The sequence below is a fragment of the Streptomyces sp. NPDC052225 genome (assembly GCF_040679615.1).
Lineage (GTDB): Bacteria > Actinomycetota > Actinomycetes > Streptomycetales > Streptomycetaceae > Streptomyces.
This window is the reverse complement of record NZ_JBFAVD010000002.1, coordinates 105,904-124,092: the sequence shown is the minus strand read 5'-3', so window position 1 is coordinate 124,092 and position 18,189 is coordinate 105,904. Positions and strand designations below refer to the sequence as shown.

Annotated in this window: 18 protein-coding genes and 1 pseudogene; 8 read left to right on the top strand and 11 right to left on the bottom strand. The window is 70.8% G+C overall.

Going from position 1 to position 18,189, the window contains the following annotated elements; genetic code table 11:
- Nucleotides 1-12 precede the first annotated feature (12 nt).
- Nucleotides 13-1,905 carry a PAS domain S-box protein gene (locus tag AB0L37_RS03700; protein ID WP_365499541.1) on the bottom strand — a complete coding sequence of 631 codons (1,893 nt, stop codon included), beginning with the start codon at nucleotides 1,903-1,905 and terminating at the stop codon, nucleotides 13-15.
- Between the two features lie 263 nt (nucleotides 1,906-2,168).
- Between AB0L37_RS03700 and AB0L37_RS03695 the strand changes: the two genes are divergently transcribed.
- Nucleotides 2,169-2,507: a thioredoxin domain-containing protein gene (locus AB0L37_RS03695; protein WP_365499538.1), complete on the top strand. Its 339-nt coding sequence runs from the start codon at nucleotides 2,169-2,171 to the stop codon at nucleotides 2,505-2,507.
- Between the two features lie 121 nt (nucleotides 2,508-2,628).
- Here AB0L37_RS03695 and AB0L37_RS03690 read toward each other — a convergent pair.
- The 3 genes and pseudogenes from AB0L37_RS03690 to AB0L37_RS03680 form a co-directional block, all read right to left on the bottom strand.
- A pseudogene (locus tag AB0L37_RS03690) lies at nucleotides 2,629-2,993 on the bottom strand (substrate-binding domain-containing protein); the annotation flags it as partial.
- Nucleotides 2,939-3,250 (bottom strand): chaplin, encoded by a 312-nt coding sequence (locus AB0L37_RS03685; RefSeq protein ID WP_365499535.1) that lies wholly within the window; start codon nucleotides 3,248-3,250, stop codon nucleotides 2,939-2,941. The gene AB0L37_RS03685 and the pseudogene AB0L37_RS03690, both read right to left, overlap by 55 nt.
- Nucleotides 3,251-3,313: 63 nt before the next feature.
- Nucleotides 3,314-4,732, bottom strand: a complete 1,419-nt coding sequence (locus tag AB0L37_RS03680; RefSeq protein ID WP_365499532.1) for an FG-GAP-like repeat-containing protein — start codon at nucleotides 4,730-4,732, stop codon at nucleotides 3,314-3,316.
- Nucleotides 4,733-5,278: 546 nt separating this feature from the next.
- Between AB0L37_RS03680 and AB0L37_RS03675 the strand changes: the two genes are divergently transcribed.
- A complete protein-coding gene (locus AB0L37_RS03675; protein WP_365499530.1) occupies nucleotides 5,279-6,202 on the top strand; it encodes a PRC and DUF2382 domain-containing protein in 924 nt (307 codons plus the stop codon).
- 95 nt (nucleotides 6,203-6,297) lie between these two features.
- On the opposite strand, the gene AB0L37_RS03670 is transcribed toward AB0L37_RS03675, so the two are convergent.
- Nucleotides 6,298-7,362: a hypothetical protein gene (locus AB0L37_RS03670; RefSeq protein ID WP_365499527.1), complete on the bottom strand. Its 1,065-nt coding sequence runs from the start codon at nucleotides 7,360-7,362 to the stop codon at nucleotides 6,298-6,300.
- Nucleotides 7,363-7,514: 152 nt separating this feature from the next.
- Nucleotides 7,515-7,730: a hypothetical protein gene (locus AB0L37_RS03665; RefSeq protein ID WP_365499524.1), complete on the bottom strand. Its 216-nt coding sequence runs from the start codon at nucleotides 7,728-7,730 to the stop codon at nucleotides 7,515-7,517.
- Nucleotides 7,731-8,014: 284 nt separating this feature from the next.
- On the opposite strand from AB0L37_RS03665, the gene AB0L37_RS03660 reads away from it, so the two are divergent.
- From AB0L37_RS03660 to AB0L37_RS03650, 3 genes are all read left to right on the top strand, one after another.
- A complete protein-coding gene (locus tag AB0L37_RS03660) occupies nucleotides 8,015-8,488 on the top strand; it encodes a hemerythrin domain-containing protein (protein ID WP_365499521.1) in 474 nt (157 codons plus the stop codon).
- Between the two features lie 139 nt (nucleotides 8,489-8,627).
- Entirely contained in the window at nucleotides 8,628-9,212 is a 585-nt protein-coding gene (locus tag AB0L37_RS03655) for a phosphatase PAP2 family protein (RefSeq protein WP_365499518.1), read from the top strand.
- Nucleotides 9,213-9,394: 182 nt separating this feature from the next.
- Complete coding sequence (locus AB0L37_RS03650; RefSeq protein ID WP_365499515.1) at nucleotides 9,395-9,826, top strand: PRC-barrel domain-containing protein; 432 nt, start codon at nucleotides 9,395-9,397, stop codon at nucleotides 9,824-9,826.
- A 61-nt stretch (nucleotides 9,827-9,887) separates the two neighbouring features.
- On the opposite strand, the gene AB0L37_RS03645 is transcribed toward AB0L37_RS03650, so the two are convergent.
- Nucleotides 9,888-10,160 carry a hypothetical protein gene (locus tag AB0L37_RS03645; protein WP_365499512.1) on the bottom strand — a complete coding sequence of 91 codons (273 nt, stop codon included), beginning with the start codon at nucleotides 10,158-10,160 and terminating at the stop codon, nucleotides 9,888-9,890.
- Between the two features lie 359 nt (nucleotides 10,161-10,519).
- On the opposite strand from AB0L37_RS03645, the gene AB0L37_RS03640 reads away from it, so the two are divergent.
- A complete protein-coding gene (locus AB0L37_RS03640; protein ID WP_365499509.1) occupies nucleotides 10,520-11,230 on the top strand; it encodes a L,D-transpeptidase family protein in 711 nt (236 codons plus the stop codon).
- A 191-nt stretch (nucleotides 11,231-11,421) separates the two neighbouring features.
- Here the strand turns inward: AB0L37_RS03640 and AB0L37_RS03635 are convergent, their stop codons facing one another.
- A complete protein-coding gene (locus tag AB0L37_RS03635; protein ID WP_365499506.1) occupies nucleotides 11,422-12,063 on the bottom strand; it encodes a helix-turn-helix domain-containing protein in 642 nt (213 codons plus the stop codon).
- Nucleotides 12,064-12,169: 106 nt separating this feature from the next.
- Between AB0L37_RS03635 and AB0L37_RS03630 the strand changes: the two genes are divergently transcribed.
- Nucleotides 12,170-12,829 (top strand): NAD(P)H-dependent oxidoreductase, encoded by a 660-nt coding sequence (locus AB0L37_RS03630; protein ID WP_365499503.1) that lies wholly within the window; start codon nucleotides 12,170-12,172, stop codon nucleotides 12,827-12,829.
- Nucleotides 12,826-13,149 carry a multidrug efflux SMR transporter gene (locus AB0L37_RS03625; protein WP_365499500.1) on the top strand — a complete coding sequence of 108 codons (324 nt, stop codon included), beginning with the start codon at nucleotides 12,826-12,828 and terminating at the stop codon, nucleotides 13,147-13,149. Before AB0L37_RS03630 ends, AB0L37_RS03625 begins: the two co-directional genes overlap by 4 nt.
- A 106-nt stretch (nucleotides 13,150-13,255) precedes the next feature.
- Here AB0L37_RS03625 and AB0L37_RS03620 read toward each other — a convergent pair whose 3' ends face one another.
- From AB0L37_RS03620 to AB0L37_RS03610, 3 genes are all read right to left on the bottom strand, one after another.
- Nucleotides 13,256-14,017, bottom strand: coding sequence for an alpha/beta fold hydrolase (locus AB0L37_RS03620; RefSeq protein ID WP_365499497.1), 762 nt, complete (start codon nucleotides 14,015-14,017; stop codon nucleotides 13,256-13,258).
- A 199-nt stretch (nucleotides 14,018-14,216) separates the two neighbouring features.
- Nucleotides 14,217-14,798 (bottom strand): sigma-70 family RNA polymerase sigma factor, encoded by a 582-nt coding sequence (locus AB0L37_RS03615; RefSeq protein WP_365499494.1) that lies wholly within the window; start codon nucleotides 14,796-14,798, stop codon nucleotides 14,217-14,219.
- A gap of 140 nt (nucleotides 14,799-14,938) precedes the next feature.
- Nucleotides 14,939-18,055 (bottom strand): BTAD domain-containing putative transcriptional regulator, encoded by a 3,117-nt coding sequence (locus AB0L37_RS03610; RefSeq protein ID WP_365499491.1) that lies wholly within the window; start codon nucleotides 18,053-18,055, stop codon nucleotides 14,939-14,941.
- Between the last annotated feature and the right edge of the window lie 134 nt (nucleotides 18,056-18,189).

Below are 18,189 nucleotides of genomic sequence, written 5' to 3'. Positions count from 1 at the left end.
GTGGCTCATGGCTCACGGTCCGACCGGCGTGGACGTGGGCAGAGCCAGGGAGAACCACACGGCCTTGCCGTCCTGGGTGGGCAAGGTGCCCCATGTGGTGGCCAGTTGGTCCAGGAGGGCCAGCCCGCGGCCGGACTCCTCGTCGAGGCTCGCGGTTCTTGCCTGGGGCAGCACGGGGCTGCCGTCGCAGACCTCGATGGTGAGCTCGTCCTTCGTACGGCGCAGACGCAGGCGCAGCGGGTCGCAGGCATGGCGTACGGAATTGGACAGGAGCTCCGAGGTCAGCAGGCAGGCGGTGTCGCTGATGTCCTCGCAGTCCCAGTCCAGCAGCGTCCGGCGCAGGAAGCGGCGCCCCTCTCCCACACTGATCGGCTGCGCCGGCAGCACGGCGGAGACAGCGGTCCGGGGCGCGGGCGGGATGCGCGCGAGAAGCAGGGTCACGTCGTCGGTGTAGTCCTGCGGGTCGGGAAGGAGGGCGGCGAGGACGGAATTGGCGGCCTGTTCGAGACAGGAGGAGTCCGCGACGGCCTTCTCGAGGGAGATGGCCAGCGCGTCGATCTGCTCTTCGATGTCGCTGGTGGGGGTCTCCACCAGGCCGTCGGTGTACAGGGCCAGTACCGAGGCCGGCGGCACGGTGAGGCGGGTCTCCTGGTGGGGCACCTCACCTACCCCCAGGGGCACGCTGACGGGGACCGGGAGCCGGCGGACCTGCCCGGTCGGTTCCACGAGCAGCACCGGCAGGTGGCCCGCGGAGCACACGGTCAGGGCGCCCTCGTCAGGGTCCAGGATGAGATAGCAGCACGTGACGAGTTGGTCGGGCAGTTCGCTGACGACCGCGTCGAGCGCGCGCATCAACTGCCAGGGAGGCATGCCGGTCTTGGCGAGCGCATGGGACGCCGACCGCAACTGACCCATCACCGCGGCCGCCTCCAGGCCGCGCCCCATGACATCGCCGATCAGCACGCCCACCCGGCCGCCGCCCAGGGAGATCATGTCGAACCAGTCGCCGCCCACCCCCGGGCCCTGCCGGGCGGGAAAGTAGCGGCTGGAGGTGTCGATGCCCGAGAGCGGAACGGGCGACCCCATCAGACTGCGCTGGAGGGTCAGGGCGACGTGGCGCTGCTGCTCGTAGAGCTCGGCGAGCTGCGCTTCCGCCTCCTTGCGCTTGCTCACGTCGCGGATCGCGGCGGACACCAAGGTGCCCTCGGGCGTCTCCAGGGGGCTGAGGCTGATCTCGACGGGGAACTCGTCCCCGTTCTTGCGCAGCCCGTGCAGATCGAGCCCGGCGCCCATGGGACGCACACGACGGTTGTCGACGTAGCCGTGCCGGTGAGCGGGGTGGAAGTGATGGAACCGCTGCGGCACCAGGACTTCCACCTGCCGGCCCAGCAGTTCCTCGCGGTGATAGCCGAACAGCGTCTCGGTCTGCGCGTTGACCAACTGGATGGTGCCCGCGTCGTCGACGATGACGATGGCGTCCGGGGCGGCTTCCAGAAGCGCGCGAAAGCGTGCGTCCGCGGCCTTGCGCTCGCTGACGTCGCGGACGGCGGCGGAGATGAGGAGCCCGTCGGGTGTCTGCAGCGGACTGATGCTGATCTCGACAGGGAACTCGGCGCCGTCCCGGCGCAGTCCGTACAGTTCGAGATTGGCGCCCATGGGGCGGACCTGTTGATTGCTGCTGTAGCTCTCCCGGTGGCTCGGATGCTGCGCGCGGAACCGATGCGGGACGAGCATCTCGATGGGCTGGCCGAGCAGTTCGTTGCGGGGGTAGCCGAACAGGGCCTCTGTCTGTGCGTTCACCAGACGGATGACGCCGGCATCGTCCACGATCACCATCGCGTCCGGGGCCGCCTCCAGCAGTGCGCGAAACGGTTCCTCGGGGGTGGTGACGAGTGGTGATCGCACCGTGTGCCTGTAGCGTTCCATGGCGCATTTCAACACCACGCGGCCCGAGCCCGTGCCTTTTGTCGATAAGAGCTCATTGCCGGTCCGCCCGTGGTCATGTGCGTGACGCAATCGTGTCTCGGCCCCACGTACGGTTCGGTGCCGGCGTGGCGGGCCCTTCGGGGCCCGGCACCGCGTCGCGCCCCCAAGGGCCCGCGCCGGCCTGCCGCTCCGAGCGGGGGATGATGGGGAGGAAATGACGGAACGCGAGGTCAGGAGCCTCCATGGTGAAGCGGGTGCACCAACCTCGTGAGGACGCGGAGTTCGATTTCATCCTCCGGATGAGCCAAGTCCCTGTCCTCGCCTATTTCACCGGCACATGGCCCAAGGCGATCGAGCCGTGCCGGGTGATGGATCTCGTCGTGGGCTGCGTCGCCGACGACTACGCAGGCCGCTTGACGGCCGTCCGCACGGACATGACGCGTTGTCCCGCCGCCACCGAGCGATACGGCATCACCCAAGCTGCTTCCTACGTGCTTTTGCAGGAGGGAAAGGCGGTGGCGCACGGCACGGGACCTACGACCGTCGCAGAGGTCGGGGAGCTTCTGGACGGCCACCTCTGATGTGTCCGTATCCGGCGACCGCACCTCCGGCCCGGCCGGACCGTGACGTACGACGGCAGCCGGTTCGGTCGCGCTGTGACGGCTCATGGAAGTTCCCCGAACCGTCCCACGCGGCTTGAACCTAGGCAGTGCCGCGCGTGACCAGCCGGTGAGGAACCGTCAGGTCCTGCGACGGCACTGCGTTGTCGGGGCTGTAGACGCGGTCGGCCAGACACTGCAGTGACCGGGCGGCGATCTGGTGCTTGTCGGGCGCGATCGTGGTCAGCGGGGGATGGCTGTAGCGGCCGTCCTCGATGTCGTCGAAGCCGACGAGCGCGAGATCCTCGGGCACCCGGAGCCCGCGCTCGTGCGCGACGTGCAGGGCGCCCAGGGCCAGTTCGTCGCTGAACGCGAACACGGCGCCGGGACCGCGGCCCCGTCGAGGAGTTCCCTCATGGCCCGGGCGCCGTCCGCACGGTGCAGTGCGGCGACGGGCCTTTCCAGCGCCTCCAGGTGGGGGAGGCCCTGTGACCGTGGTGGCCCCAGCCGTCGGAGCCGTTGGCGGACGTGTTGCCGAATGCCGGGCTCAGCAGACCGTCCACACTGACCGTGTCGCCGCAGAGATTGACCGGCACGTGCACCGGCGCCTGGATGACATTGCCCGACAGCACACCGGGCGAGCCCGCAGCAGCGCCTTGAGCGCCGCTGTTCGCCGGAGGCGACGCCGCCTCCGGCGAGAGCCGCAACCTACCCGGCGCGAGCATCTCGGCGGCTGTCGAAAGGACATCCGCCGAGACGCTCGCGCAGGCCGGGGCCCGCAGGTGCCGTCAGGGCCGCGTCGTCGCGCCCAGCGCCGCGCCGAAGCGGGCCTTCACCGTCGGATGGTCCAGGTCCTGCGGGGTGAAGAGGATCGATCCCGTGCCGGTCGGCCCGTCGGCGGACCCGGGGATGACGCTGACCGCGCCCGTGCCGAGGTACTTGCCGGGGGCGCCGACGGTCAGGTCGGCGGTGCCGTCGGCGTTGTAGTCCCCGGCGGTGACCGCCGAACCGAAGAGGTCGTTGCCCTCGCTCGCCCCGGCCACGCCCGGGGTGGCCAACGTGATGGTGCGGGCGCCGCCCGCGTTCAGACCCGCCGTGGAGCCCGGCACCACGGTGACGGCGCCCGCGTTGTTGAAGCCGTCGGGGTCGGGGACGGTGACGTCGGACGTGACGAGGTCCGCATGGCCGTCCCCGTCGAGGTCGGCGAGGGTCGCCGCCCGCCCGGGCTGCGCCGTACCCCCGTAGGCGACGCCCGCCCCGAGGCCGGAGGCGGTGCCCGGGAACATCCGCAGCAGGAAGTCGTCGGGGCCGTCCGAGAACCCGGTGTTCACGACGATGTCGGCCCGGCCGTCGCCCGTGACGTCCCCGGCGACGATGCTGTACCCGGCGAACGGAAGTCCGGTCCGGCCCAGCGCCGTGCCCGTGATGCCCTGCGCCGAGCCGGCCAGGACTCCGAGGGTGCCCTCGTCCGCCGGGTCGTCCTCATAGGCGACGGTGGCGAGGTCGGAGTAGCCGTCGCCGTTGACGTCGCCGGCCGCGATCTGGCCGGTGCCGGCTCCGCCGCCGGGCGGGGTGTACGCCTTCATGGCCGGCTTCGCCGTGTCGCGCAGCTTGGTGGCGCCCTTCACGACCTGGACCTTGGTGCCGGCCGCGACGGCGATGTCGTCGCGTCCGTCGTGGTTGAAGTCGCCGACGGCGAGCCGGTCGCCGAAGCCCTGGCGAGTCGTCGGGGTCGGCGCGTGGAAGGCGATCGCGTCGTTGCCGAGGCCGCCCTTCGCACCGAAGACGACCGTCACCGAACCGGCGCCCTTGACGGAGCCGATCGCCTCGCCGCCCGAGCCGATGACCAGGTCGGCGTATCCGTCGCCGTCCACGTCACCGACGGCGACCGCCGAACCGAACCGGTCGCCCGCCTCCGGCGTCCCGGGGATGCCCGAGGTGCGCTGGGTGATCCCCTTGTGGCGGGAGGTGCGCACGCCCTGCGCGGTGCCGTACGCCACGGAGACGTATCCCGCCTTCGCGTGCCCCGCGATCGTCCCCTCCGGGGCGCCGACGGCGAGGTCGCCGAAGCCGTCACCGTCGAGGTCGCCGGCGCGGGCCGCCGCCGACTGCGGGCCGGAGGCGGCCTGAGCCGGCAGCGCGGCCAGAACGCCGCCCGTCACCGCCAATACCGTCGCGCACGCCGCCAGAGTCCGTTGCCGTCCCATGCGTTCACACTCCTGTCGCTGCGATCTGGGGATGCCGGCCCATCCGCGTCGCAGGGCCGCAGCTGTCGAACCGGCACCAGGGCAGACCGGCGAGCAAGGTGACCGGTTGCCTGCGCTGATGTGGAGAAAATGTGAACGCCTGGGGTTCGTGATGCCAAGGAGGCGATCGCCGGTGCGGCCCTGGTGCCTACGGCAACCGGGATCGCGCAGGTCGGGGGCCTGTCGGGGCCGCGTGCCGCCCCGTCGAGAGGCCCGACGGCTGCGCCGTGCGACGCCTGACCGCGCGTTGACCGCCGCCCACGGCGCCTGCGTGCCAAGAAGTGGGCATTGCCAAGCATTCACCCGTACGGGCTAGTCGGGCACGGCTGTCGAGATCCGTCCGGTCGCCGCAATCATCCGGCGATACGCGTCTGATCAGCCGTTTCGACTACAGCGAGTCAGCCGTCTTGTTGCGCCGACGGCCGACTCGTCACGGGATGGAGAGGAGGCACATGGCGATCTCGGCGGTGTTCAGCCGCCTCCATGTCCCGGAGGGAGTGATCACGCATGACGCAGGGCGAGACCTTCAACAACCCCGATGCCCTGGTCGGGCTGACCGCCTATGACCGCACAGGGGAGAAGATCGGCAGCGTCGAGCGGGTCTATGTGGACGACACGACGGGCAAGCCGGACTGGGCGACGGTCAAGACGGGGCTGTTCGGCATGAAGGAGACCTTCGTGCCCCTCAGTGGCGCCACGCGCAAGGACAACCGGCTCCAAGTGGCGTACACGAAGGAGGCCGTCAAGGACGCGCCGCGCGTGGACGCCGACCAGCACCTGGACGAGTCGGAGGAACGGGAGCTGTACGCGCACTACGGCATGGCCCGGACCACCCCGGCACCGACGCCCTCCGAGGGGACCCGCCCCGCGAGCGCCGCGGGTCCTCGTGGTGGGGTCGCCGGTGGTGCGGGCGGCGCGGGCGCCGTCGGTGCCGCGGGCTTCGCGACGGGTGAGGCGCACGGCCGTCACGCTGCCGGTGCGCGCGAGCCGGCGATGCGCGGTACCGCCGACACCACCTCGGGCAAGGCCGACGAGCTGATCCGCTCGGAGGAGCGCCTGCGGGTCGGCACGGAGGAGCAGGAGGTCGGCCGGGCCCACCTGCGCAAGGTGGTGGAGACGGAGAACGTGACCACCTCCGTACCGGTCTCCCACGAAGAGGTTCGGGTCGTGCGCGAGCCGATCCGTGACGGCGACGTCAAGGGCGCCAAGATCGGTGAGGCGGAGACGGAGGTGACGCTCCACGCCGAACGGGCGGTGGTGCGCAAGGAGACGGTGCCCGTCGAACGCGTACGCCTGGAGACGGAGAAGGTGACGGAGACGAAGGAAGTCTCCGACACCGTGCGCAAGGAGAAGATCGAGTTCGACAACCCCAAGGGTGAGCGGGGCATGCCCGGCGAGGGCACGCCCGGACGTCGCGGACCGCGTCACTGACCACCCACGCACGCGCAAGGGGCCCGGCCGCCGGCCGGGCCCCTTCGCCGCGGCGAAGCAGGAGGGCGAAAGCTCTCAGTGCCCTGCGGGCGTGTTCACGTGGCGAGGGTGGCCAGCCCGGCGACGCCGACGAGATAGACGATGACGACGGTGACGCTGTCGGGGCCCATGCGCGCGTACTGCCGACGCGGCCGGAAGACGAGTCCGGCCATGTAGACGACGGTGAGCGCGATCCCGAGGGCGGTGAGGTAGACATCCGTGTCGTGCGCGGCAGGCAGAACGGGCTTGCCGGAGATCACGGTCGCCGGGAGGAACAGCACGGGCAGGAAGGCGTTGCCGCCGAAGATGTCGCTGACGGCCAGCTGATAGTCGCCCAGTTCCGTCGCGGTCAGGCCGGTGCTGACCTCGGGCAGGGAGGTGGCCGCGGCCAGCACGGTCGCGCCGAACAGCACCCCGCTCAGCCCCTGGCGCGCGAAGAACTCCTCGCCGCTGCGTTCGATGACGACACCCGCCACCAGCGTGGCCAGCGCCGCCGCGGCGAACAGGAGCGCGGCCCGGCGAGTGCCGACGCCCTGGGCGGTGGCCGCCTTCTCCTTCTTCCCGCGCGCATGGCCCCGCGGTTCGGGCTGACCGTCCGGCGCGTCGCCGCCCTCCCGCCACGGCAGACCGCGGCCGGCCCGATTCATCAACGCCAGTCCGATGCCCCACAGCGCGCAGATCGCCACCGATGCCGGATCCAGACGCGCGGCGTGCAGGCCGGAGGGGAGCTGGGTGCCCATGACCACCACGGCCAGGATCGCCACCACGAGGCCGCCCTCCAGGACCAGTTGGAGGCTGGCGGCCATCCGGGTCAACGGGCTGCGGGGGCGGACCCCGGCGGCGTCCAGTACGGCCAGGACGACGGTCTGGAGGGCGATGCCGCCGAGGATGTTGCCCACCGCGACGTCCAACTGGCCGGCCAGGGCGGCCGAGACGGTGATGGCGATCTCCGGCAGATTGGTCGCGATCGCCAGCAGCACGAGTCCGGCCAGCGCGCCGCCCAGCCCGAGCCGTTCGGCCAGGATGTCGGTCGTGTCGGACAGTTTGATGCCCGCGTACCAGATGACCGCCGCACTGGCGACGAAGAGCACCAGCAGCAACGGTGAACTCAGGGATCCCATGCGGCGGTGAGTACCCGCTGCCAGGAGCGATCTTCTGATGAATGTCTCATGAGGAGGTCAACTTCCTCTCTGCGAAAGGTCGCGCGCCCCGCGTGGCCACCGTCGGCTCACGTGTCGGCCCGGCGGGCCCGTCGTCGGCGACGGCCGAGCCGTCACTTCGCCGAACGGCGGTTGCGCAGGCGGGCGATCACCGCGGAGAACATGAAAGTGGGGGAGCGCCACGTGCGGTGGTCGCCGCGCGAAGGCACGTCCAGTGCGCACGAGCACAGGGCTGTCGCGGCTTCCGGCGCCGACTGAGCCGTGTCGACGCCATAGGTGTCGGCCAGCCGGGCAAGCGCCGAGGGCGGGCTGCCAGGGTGAGTCTCCATGACGGGAGCAACGCCCTTGCCCGGAGGTCGGCTACGGCCAGCTCAGCCGTGCGGGCGCGTGTTCCACACGTCCGATCCAGATTCGGGTGCCGTGGTGTTTGCCACGGCCGGGGCGGGGCACAGGGACGGGCTGGACGCTCCTGGTGCCGGGGGCGTCCGGCTCACGGCGGGTGCCCCTTCGGGTGGCTTTCGGCGTCGCGGTGGAACTGATCCGGCGCGATGCGGGTACACAGCCTGCCCGGTCGGCGCTCAACCGCCGGCACACGCGAGTACGGAGGAAGTCTGTGGACGGCATCGTGCTGCTCAAGGAAGACCACAAGACGGTGGAGAAGCTGTTCAAGCAGTTCGAGAAAGCGGGGGACAAGGCGTACGCCGAGAAGCGGCGGATCGCCGACCGGGTGATCGAGGAGCTGACGACACACACCTTCATCGAGGAGGAGATCTTCTACCCGGCCTCGCGGGAGGGCGCCCCCGATACCAAGGACCACATCCTCGAAAGCGTCGAGGAACATCACGTCGTCCTGTGGATGCTCTCCGAGTTGAAGGATCTCGACCCGGCCGACGAGCGGTTCGACGCCAAGATGACCGTGCTCATGGAGAACGTGCGGCACCACGTCGAGGAGGAGGAGAAGGAGTGGTTCCCCGAGGTGCGCAAAGCCATGGGGCGTAACCGGCTTCAGGAGCTCGGTGAGCAGATGGAGGCCGCCAGGAAGAAGTCGCCTGACGACCCGCTGTCCGTGCCCAGCGCCGACAGCTAGGCACGCTCGGTTGTCGCGTGGCCCGGCGAGAGCAGAGGCGCCGGACGCCCGGTCGGCGGCCGGCCGGTGGCACCCGGTCGGCGCACGTGGCGGGTCGGATCACGGTGTGCGATCACCTGGTGCGGGGAACCGGCGAGCCATGAATGTTCTGTCGGATCTGCGCGACGGCGAGCGTCGGGTGACACAGCGGGTGGGGTCGTGGCATTCCTCCTGGGCGCGGCGGGTGCTGTCCGCGGCGGAGACGGCGGCTGAGCGCACGAGGCTGTGGTGCGCGGTGGCCCTGGCCCTCGGTGCGTGCGGCGGCGGACGCGGCCGGGAGGCTGCTGTGACGGGTCTGGCGGGGATGACCGTGGCGGAGCTGGCGTCCAATGCGGTCGTCAAGCCGTTGTGTCAGCGGCGCCGACCGCCGAGGGAATGGTTCGACGGTCGGCATGTCGATGACCGTCCCGACAGCTCGTCCTTCCCGTCCGGGCATACCGCCGCGGCTGTCGGTTTCACCGCCGGGGTCGCGCTGGTCCGGCCGCGCGTGGGCGTGATTCTGGCGGCGCCGGCGGCGGCCGTGGCAGCCGGGCGCGTGTACAGCGGTGCCCATTACCCCTCCGATGTCGTGATCGGGAGCGTGATCGGCGCCGCCTCTGCCGCGTTCGTCCGGGCCGCCCTGTTCGGGGCGCCCTTCACGTCCGCACCGTCGCGACGGCAAGGCTCCGCTGCCGACCCCGGATGAGCGGGGCAGGACGCCCCTATGCCCTCAGGCGGGTCGAGCACGGAGCCGTCCAGCTCGTCACGCAAGCACGAGGCTTGGGTTTATCCGCGTGCGGCAGGGAAGTCGGGGTGAGGGCCCGGATCGGGACGCACGGTACAAAACGTACCGCCCGTCCGTATCCCATGATCTTCGGAGGGCGCGTCATGAGCGAGAACATCTGGACCTTTCCCGCCACCGCCGGCTACACCCCCGGCGCCGACCTGACCGGGTACAAGGTCGAGGCGAGTGACGGCAGTATCGGCAAGGTCGACTCCCACTCCCGCGAGGTCGCCGAGCAGTACATCGTGGTCGACACCGGTGTGTGGATCTTCGGCAAGGAGGTGCTGCTTCCTGCCGGAACCATCACGAGGGTCGATGCCGAGGCCAAGACCATCCACGTCGCACGGACGAAGGAGGAGATCAAGGCCGCCCCGGAGTTCGACAAGCACAAGCACCTCGACAACCCCGAATTCCATCGCGAGCTGGGCACCCACTACAGCCGCGGCGCGGGAAGCGGCATCACCACGCCCACACCGCCGGGAACCCCCGATTCGCTCGGCTCTGACGGTGGCCGGCCGGGAGGACCCACGGCCTGACGGCGCGGACTGGTGAGGGCCGATCCGGGAGGCTCCGCGTAACCCGGCGGGGGCGCCGCGTTCACTGGGGGGAGGTGGCCGGCGGTGCCGTCCGCCGGGCGCTCCGGCGCAGATGTGTCAGCAGGCCGAGGAACCCGGCGAGGAAGCCGCTGATCAATCCGGACACGGCGTGGTTGGCGGCGTTGGCCGCGCCGCTCGTGGGCATGCCGACGAGCAGGTAGTTGGCCGCCGCGCTCATCACCGCTCCGATGACACCCCCGATCACGCCGCTGAGTACGGACATGCGGACCGCCGAGGGCGCGGTGCGGCTGCGGACGGATCTGAAAACGACCATGACGACGGGGCCTCTCGGGGGTGACGTGGGTGCCCGCGGCCGGAGCGTGTGGCCCGGCGCGGTACAGGCAACTCTGCGGGGGGAGCGGCCGGTTGGGAATCCTTCGGATCATCGCGACCCCTGATGCCGCAGATCCACCCCGTGGATACGGGAGGTGACGCCGAGCCCTCCCAGGGGGACCGGGCGAAAGCAGCTCCAGCATGCAAGAGGCCGTCGTGCCCTGGGCGGTCCTCCGCCCGCTTATGTCACCGTTCGGTCCCAGGCGGCGCAGCGATACAACGTGTCGGGCCGGTGCCGGGTCTACCTGGTCAGGAGCGCGGTCGGCCGATCGCGCCCCACCATCGGGGAGAGGAAGACCCATGGGGGACCGCAAGGGTGGTAACCGGAGACGTGCCGTAGCGACCGTCGGTGTCACCGCGCTCGCCGCACCGCTGCTCGTGGCGCTGGGAACCGTGCCGGCGCACGCGGCGAGCGGTTGCAGCACGCAGACCGGCCCGTACCAGAAGCAGGTGGAGGGTTTCCTGGGCCGCCCGGTCGACGGCAAGCAGTCCGCCGCCGACTGCACGGCCATCAAGGCATTTCAGAACAAGCACGGCATCACGCCCACGATCGGCTACGCCGGCCCCGTCACCTGGGGCGTGATGGACCTGATGAACAAGCAGAAGGCCGTGGGCGCGAACCCCAACAAGAGCGGCAAGTGCCCCGTCAACAAGGGGCGCATCGCCTGCGTCGACCTCACTCTCCAGCTCAGCTGGATCCAGGACGGGAAGAACCTGGTGTACGGGCCCGTGCCGGTACGCACCGGTCGCAACGGGTACGAGACGCGCACAGGCCTGAAGAAGATCTACTGGCGCCACATCGACCACGTGTCGAGCATCTACCACGTTCCCATGCCCTACAGCCAGTTCTTCGACGGCGGCCAGGCGTTCCACTCGGTCGGCGTGAGCATGTGGAACCCGCCGGGATCGCACGGGTGCGTCAACATGACGCCGGCCACGGCCAAGAAGTACTGGTCCCTCCTGCACAAGGGGGACGACGTCTTCGTCTACGGGCGCAAGCCGGGCACCTGACCGGGCCACAGCGCGTGGGGCGGGTCCGCTCGGACCCGCCCCGTCGGAATGGTGCTGCGTTCGTCAGTGGAGTTCGACGGGAATGTCCGTCCCTTGGCGTTGCCCGAGGTCATCCCCGCCACCAGCGGCCGCCGAGGCCAACGTCAGCGCCAGAACAGCCCTGCGGCTCCGCCATGCGAAGAGCCGTGCCGTCACGCAGCCGGTCCGCGGACCTGTGAGCGGCCGGGCGTGATGACGCCCTGCCCCAGCGCTTCGAGGGCGGCGGCGATCTGTGGGACGCCGAGTCCCAGGCGATCGCGCTGGAACTGGAAGACCTCGGGCGCGAGCGGGGCCAGGAGGGGATCCACCAGCGCCTCGTGGTTGTCGACACCCGCCTCGCGGAGCAGCGCCGCGACATGCGCGCGCCAGAACCCGTAGGCGCCGGTCGCGAAGCGTGACTGCCCGGTCTCCGCGCCGAGGACCAAGTGCGTGTGCCGGTCGAGGAGTTCGGCCATCGCCCGGTAGAAGGCGGCCAGCCGCTCGCCGGGAGGCGCGCCGGGACCGAGCGGCGGCCGGCCCCGCAGCAGTTCCTCCTGAAGTGCGCGTTCATGCTCGTCGAGCAGCGCCACCGCGATGGAGGCGATGTCCGGGTAGCGGCGGTAGAGGGTGGCCTTGCCCACTCCGGCGGCCCGCGCGATGTCCTCCATGCCGACGCTCTGCGGGTCGCGTTCCGCGAACAGCCGGGCAGCTGCCTCCAGCACCCGCAGCCGGTTCCGCGCCGCGTCCGCTCGCTCGCGGGGCGCGGCCGCCGCCCCGCCCGTCCCCCCGTCGAACAGCGATTTCGGATTGCTCATGGGGTCACTCTACTCCAACAAGTGGACGGCGCGTCCGGTTAGGGCTATGGTCCTGCTGTCCTAAGTGGACGCGACGTCCATTTAACAGTCGACCGGAGGACCCGTCATGCCGCACCTGCTGCACCTCGATGCCAGTGCCCGCCGCCGATCCTTCTCCCGCGAGGTCAGCGGCGCGTTCGCCGACGCGTGGCGCGAGGCCGACGGCACCGTCACGTACCGAGATCTCGCCGCCGACCCGGTGCCGCAGATCACCGAGGCCTGGACCGAGATCTGCGACAACCTCCTCGCCGACGGCATCCACGACCTCGACCGGCTCGGCGAGGGCGCGCGCACGCCCGAACAGGCCCTCGCCTGGCGGACGATCGAACCGCTGCTGAACGAACTCATCGCCGCGGACGTCGTCCTCATCGGCACCCCGATGTACAACTACGGCGTCCCCGCGTCGCTGAAGGCGTGGATCGACCAGGTGACCTTCCCCCGGATGTCACTGGCGGGACGGACGCTGGTCGTGGCGAGCGCCCGGGGCGGTTCCTATCTCCCCGGCGCCCCGAAGGCCGCATTCGACCATCAGGCCCGCTACCTACGGGACTTCGCCGCCGGCCACCTCGCCATCACCGACGTCACCTTCCTGTACGCCGAATTGGCCAACTCCGTCATCGACCCGCACCTGTCCGACCTGCGCCCCCGGCACGAGGCATCCCTCGCCGAAGCACTCAAGGAAGCCCGCGACCTCGGACGGGAACTCGCCACAAGGACGACCACATGAACTGGCTCTTCCTGGCCCTCGCCGGAGCGGTGGAGATCGGCTGGTCCCAGAGCATCAAGCCGACCCAGAACTTCACCCGCCCCCTGCCCACCGTGCTCTGCTTCCTGCTGGCCGCCGGTGCGGTCTACCTCCTCACCCTCGCGATGAGGACCATCCCCGTGGGCACCGCGTACGCCGTGTTCACGGGCATCGGAGCGATCGGCGCCATCACCCTGGGAGTCGTCGTCAACCGCGACCCCCTCACGCTCCTACGTGTGGCGGCGTTGGCGCTCATCGTCGGCGGCATCGTTCTGGCTCGCATAGCTTCCCCCGAGAGCTGATGCCGTCGCACCGGGAGCGGAGCGCGGGGTGGCCCCGCTCCGCGCTCGCACCCGTCACGGTGGGCCCGGCCGTGGAGGCCGGGCCCACCGTGACGGGATTCTGTGATCAGGACGCGAAGAAACGCGCGATCTGTCCCAGGACGACGGTGTCCGTCAGGTATCCGAGGTGGGTCTGGCAGGCAACGTTGTTGTTGGTCGCGCCATCGAGGCGGGTGCTCGTGTAGGGGATGATGATTCCGTCGCACGCCGAGTACCAGGTGGCGTACCTGGTCGTCCCGGGCGTCTCGTCACCGGATGAGATCTGGGAGATGAAGGACGAGCCCGGGTACATCTGCTGACAGGTCACGTAGATCAGGCAGGCGCCCGCGTACGTGGTGCCGTGGTTGGCGCCCGCGATCGAGGCGAGGTGGCTGACGCTGGTGTTTCCGCCCAGCACCTTCAGGTAGTACTGGCTGACCAGGCCCCCCATCGAGTGGTTGACGATGGCGACCTTGCTCGCGCCCGTGCGCGCCTTCACGGTGTTGACGTAGGAGGCCAGCCCCTGGGCGTTGGTGATGTTGTTCCCGTACGAGTTGTACTCGTAGGCGAAGAGGTTGGAGGAGGCCCAGCCGTTGGCACGGAAGACGGCCATGGCGGTGGTCCAGTTGGAGGCGTTGCCGGTGTAGCCGTGCACGAAGACCACGGGCGTGCTGGTGGACAACGGCTGCGCCGCGTCCGCCGCGGCCGTGTGCGTCGTGGTGGCTCTGGCGACCGTGGCCGACGCGCCGTCGGCGCCTGCGGTGGTCGTGGCCGAGGAGAAGAAGGCGAACGCGGCGGCGGTCGCCGCGAGTGCGCCGAGCAGCCGACGACGTGGACGAATGGAGCCCATGGAGCCCTCCTGAGGGGGGTGCGGGTACCTGGTCCGCATCAGGGTGGCGGCAATGGGTCCCGGCGCCATCGGCGAAATCACCAGTGCGCGCGAGCAGTTCCGCGACGACCGGCCGCGCAGTGGAGCTTCAGTCCGCCGTGCCGGGCACCATGGGTTGCCGCCCGGTGTGCCGGCCGGCCCGTGTGGACAGCGGCAGCGGCTACACCGCGTCGACTCCCTGCTTCGCCAACGCCTTGCGCAGTGCTCGCACGGCGTAGAAGGCGCGGCTCTTCACCGTGCCCGGCGGTACGCCGAGGTGCTCGGCCGCCTGGGCCACGCTGCATTCCAGGTAGTACATGAGACGGATGACGGTCCGCTGCTGCTCGTTCAGTTCCCGCAGGGCTCTGAGCACCGCATGAGTGGTGACCGTGGATTCCGTGCTGTCCCAGGACGCGTCGAGGTCCTCGACCGGCATGAGGTCCAGCGGCCGGTTCCGCCGGGCTCTGTGGTGGTCGATGACGAGGTTCCGCGTCACGGTGAACAGCCACGGCCGGAGGTGATCGCCGCGGGGGCCCAGGAACTGACCGTGCTTCCAGGCGCGGGCGGCGGTCTCCTGGAAGATGTCCTCCGCCTTGTGCCAGTCGCCGTCGAGCAGCCGTGCGGCGTACCGGACGAGCAGAGGCCCGTACCGGTCGTAGACGTCTCGTACGAAGGCGTCGCAGTCGGCGTTCGCTGCGACGTCCCGCGTGGGGGACCGACGCGGAGCGGGGACGGTGGTCCGCGCTTCCAAGAGCCCGTTCATGGTGGTGCCCATTCCTTTTCGAGTGTTCTGTGCCCTGCTCTCCCGCATGTGCGGTCGAGTGGCTCAACACTCGTGGGGGGCCCTTGGCCGAACCTTGTCGTCTTCTTGTCGTGCCCGGTTCGGGGTCGGCGCTGTGCGGGCTACGGGCGCACAGAGCTACCGTTGTGCGGAACCGGGAGGCGATGGTTTCCGATCACCCGCTCCGGCACGGCGGGCGTGGGGTCCGCATCCATGTCCAGGGCGGTCAGCCGGTCGCGTACCTGCTGGGCACTGTGACGCATGGCCCGCTCGTCCGCGTGCGCGAGGGCCTTGACCCAGTCCGCTCGTGCGCCGTCCCGGTCGCCCTGGGCCAGACGGGAGTCCCCGAGCCGCATCAGTGTGCCGATGGCGTTCCTGTGGTCACCCAGTTCCTCGAAGGCCCGCGTCGCCCGCTGGTACGTGGCCACCGATTCCTCGTGACGGCCGAGAGCGCGGAGGGTGTAGCCCACGATGTCCCAGCCCTGGGCCAGCTGCCACGGTGCGTCCAGGCGCTGGAACAGGGCGATGCCCTCCTCGCTGTACTGGAGGCTCTTGTGCAGTTGCCCCAGATTGGCCTGGAACCAGGCGAGTTCGAGAAGGCACTCGGCCAGCCACAGTTCCTCACCGGTCTCCCGGGACAGCTCCAGGCCCCGCTCGGAGTACGTCACGGCCTCCTGGACCCGGCCGAACAGGAACAGCGCGCACGCCATGACGTAGTGGGCCCGCGCCTGTTCACCGGTCGCGCCGAGCTGCTCGAAGATCGCGGTGGCGCTTCGCAGGTGCCGCAGGGCCTCTTCCTGGTGGCCGAGGTAGCCGTGGATGCTGCCGAGGTGGCGCAGGCAACGGCCCTCTTCGAGCCGGTCGCCCCGACGCCGGGCCACGTCGAGGGCGGGGGCCAGCGCGGTGATGGCCTCGGGCCAGAACTCCTGGCGTTGGAGGTGTTCCTTGAGCGACCAGGCCAGCCCGGCGGTGTGATGGTCGAGCCGCCGGCTGATCGCGTGGTGCAGCAGGCCGGCCAGTACGGGGTGCTCGGCGCCGAACCACTGGTTCGCTTGTCTGGCGCCCGTGAACTTCTCCGGGGTGACGCCCGGGCCGGGTGCTCCGAGTTCGAGTTCGGCCGTCGTGTCCTGCTTGAGGAGTTGGTTGGCCTGGTAGGCGGTGAACAGGTAGTGGTCCAGGACCCGCAGGGTGGCGTGGTGGCGTTCCTCGGCGGTGTCGTGGATCTGGTTGAGCTCGCCGGCGTAGGAGCGCAGGAGGTCGTGCAGGCTGTAGCGGCCCGGCACGGGCTGTTCCACGAGGCAGGCCCGCGTCAGGGCGGCGAGGGCTCGGCGGGTCTGGGCGAGGGGGAGACCGATGAGGCCGGCGGCGGCGGGGACGGTGACGTGGGGGCCGGGGTGCAGGGCCAGGTGCCGGAAGAGCCGGGCGGCGTGCTCGTCCAGCAACCGGTAGGACCAGGAGAAGACGGTGCGCACGTCGGTGCTGCTGTCGAAGCCGGTGAACGCGTCGAGGTCGCCGTGGGTGTGCTCCAGGTCGTCGACCATGGCGCGCAGGGGAAAGGACGGGTCGAGTTCGGCGCGGGCGGCGACCACGGCCATGGCCAGGGGGAGCCGGCCGCACAGCCGGATGATCTCGGCCGTGGCGGTGGGCTCGGCGGCCAGCCTCTCGCTTCCCAGGCGCCGTTCGAGCGCCTGGTGGGCCTCGGTCTGCGAGGGCAGCGCGAGCGTCAGGGACTTCGCGCCGTCGGCGGCGATCAGGCCGGCGAGCTGGTTGCGGCTCGTGATCAGGGTGAGGCAGCCCGCTCCCGCCGGGAGCAGGGGGCGTACTTGCTCTTCGTCGCGGGCGTTGTCCAGCACCACGAGCATTCGCCGGTCGGCAAGGAGGCTGCGGAAGAGTGTGCTGCGGGCCTGAGTGTCCTCCGGGATGCGCTGCGCGGGAACGCCGAGGGCCGTGAGGAACCCGTGCAGCACGGTCCCGGGGTCCACGGCGGGCGCGTGCGGGTGAAATCCGCACAGGTTGACGAAGAGCTGTCCATCGGGGAAGGACGAGGCGATGCGGTGGGCGTGGTGGACCGCGAAGGTCGTCTTGCCGACCCCGGGGGCACCGCTGATGACGACGACGGAGGCCGCCGTCGGTCCCGGCAGGTCCGGTGAACCGCTCACAGCCGACAGCCACGCACCCTCCGCGGCCCGTCCCGCGAACACCGCGAGCCCGCCGGGCAGTTGGGCCGGACGCGGCCGGGGCGACGGTGAGGACTCCTCGTCGGGGGCCGGAGCGCGAGGTGCGTCGCGTCGGCCGGTCGGGTCGGCGTCCTGGCCGGCGCACGAGGCGGCCCCGCCCTCGTCCGGCCCCTCGGACACGTCCGGCCCGATCGGACGGCCGCCCTGCCCGGTGTCCGCGCCGGGGGTGGATGCCGCGCGAACTGGGTTGGGCCCACCGGCTGTCCGCAGGGGCGGCAGGTCGTGGTGGAGGATGCCCTCGTGCAATGCGCGCAGCGGCGGCCCGGGTTCGAGACCGAGTTCGTCGGCAAGGTGACGTCGCAGTTCGGCGTAGCGCTGTAGAGCTTCGGGATGCCGGCCGGCGAGATACAGGGCACGCAGCAGCAGGGCCCAGCCGGTTTCCCGCAGAGGGTGCGTCGAGGTCAACTCCTGTGCCGCGTCCAGGGCGTCGGTGATCCGGCCGTCCATGAGCAGAGCGGTGGTGCGGATCTCGCGGGCGGTCTGCCGCAGTTCGTCCAGGCGGGCCGTCTCCTGGGCGGCGAACAGGTGGTGCGCCGCGTCGGCGAAGGCCGTGCCACGCCACAGGTCCAGGGCGTTCCCGGTCTCTTCGACGGCGCGATCGGGCCGGTCCTGGTCCATGAACAGGCGTGCTTGGGTGAGAGACCGTTCGAAGCGCACGGTGTCACGGCTCTCGGGCGGCACGCGCAGGGCGTAGCCCAGCGGCTCGGTGACCAGCAGCTCGTAGGTGCCCTGCCGACGCAGATGCGGGGGTTCCAGGACCGCACGCAACTTGCTGACATGGGCGTGCAAGGAGTTCAGCGCCCCGCTCGGGGTTCGCCCCGGCTCCTGCGGCCACAGTTCCTCGCACAGCGTCCGGGGCGACACCGCCCGGCCGTCGGCGAGCAGCAGACGGATGAGCAGCAGCCGCTGCCTGCGCCGGCCGGGATCGAGCACCGCGCCCGCCCGCCGTACCACCAACGGACCCAGCAGCCCGAAGTCGAGCCCCTGCCCCACAGCTGTCATCGCATCCACCCGGACTCCCGCTCGAGGGCGCCACCCTGGGGGCACACCCATGACCATGGCCCGCGGGACAGCTCGCGACCGTTCCCGCGGTGACGGAGACCGGGCGCGTGCCCACCCGGACGTCCGCGCGACCT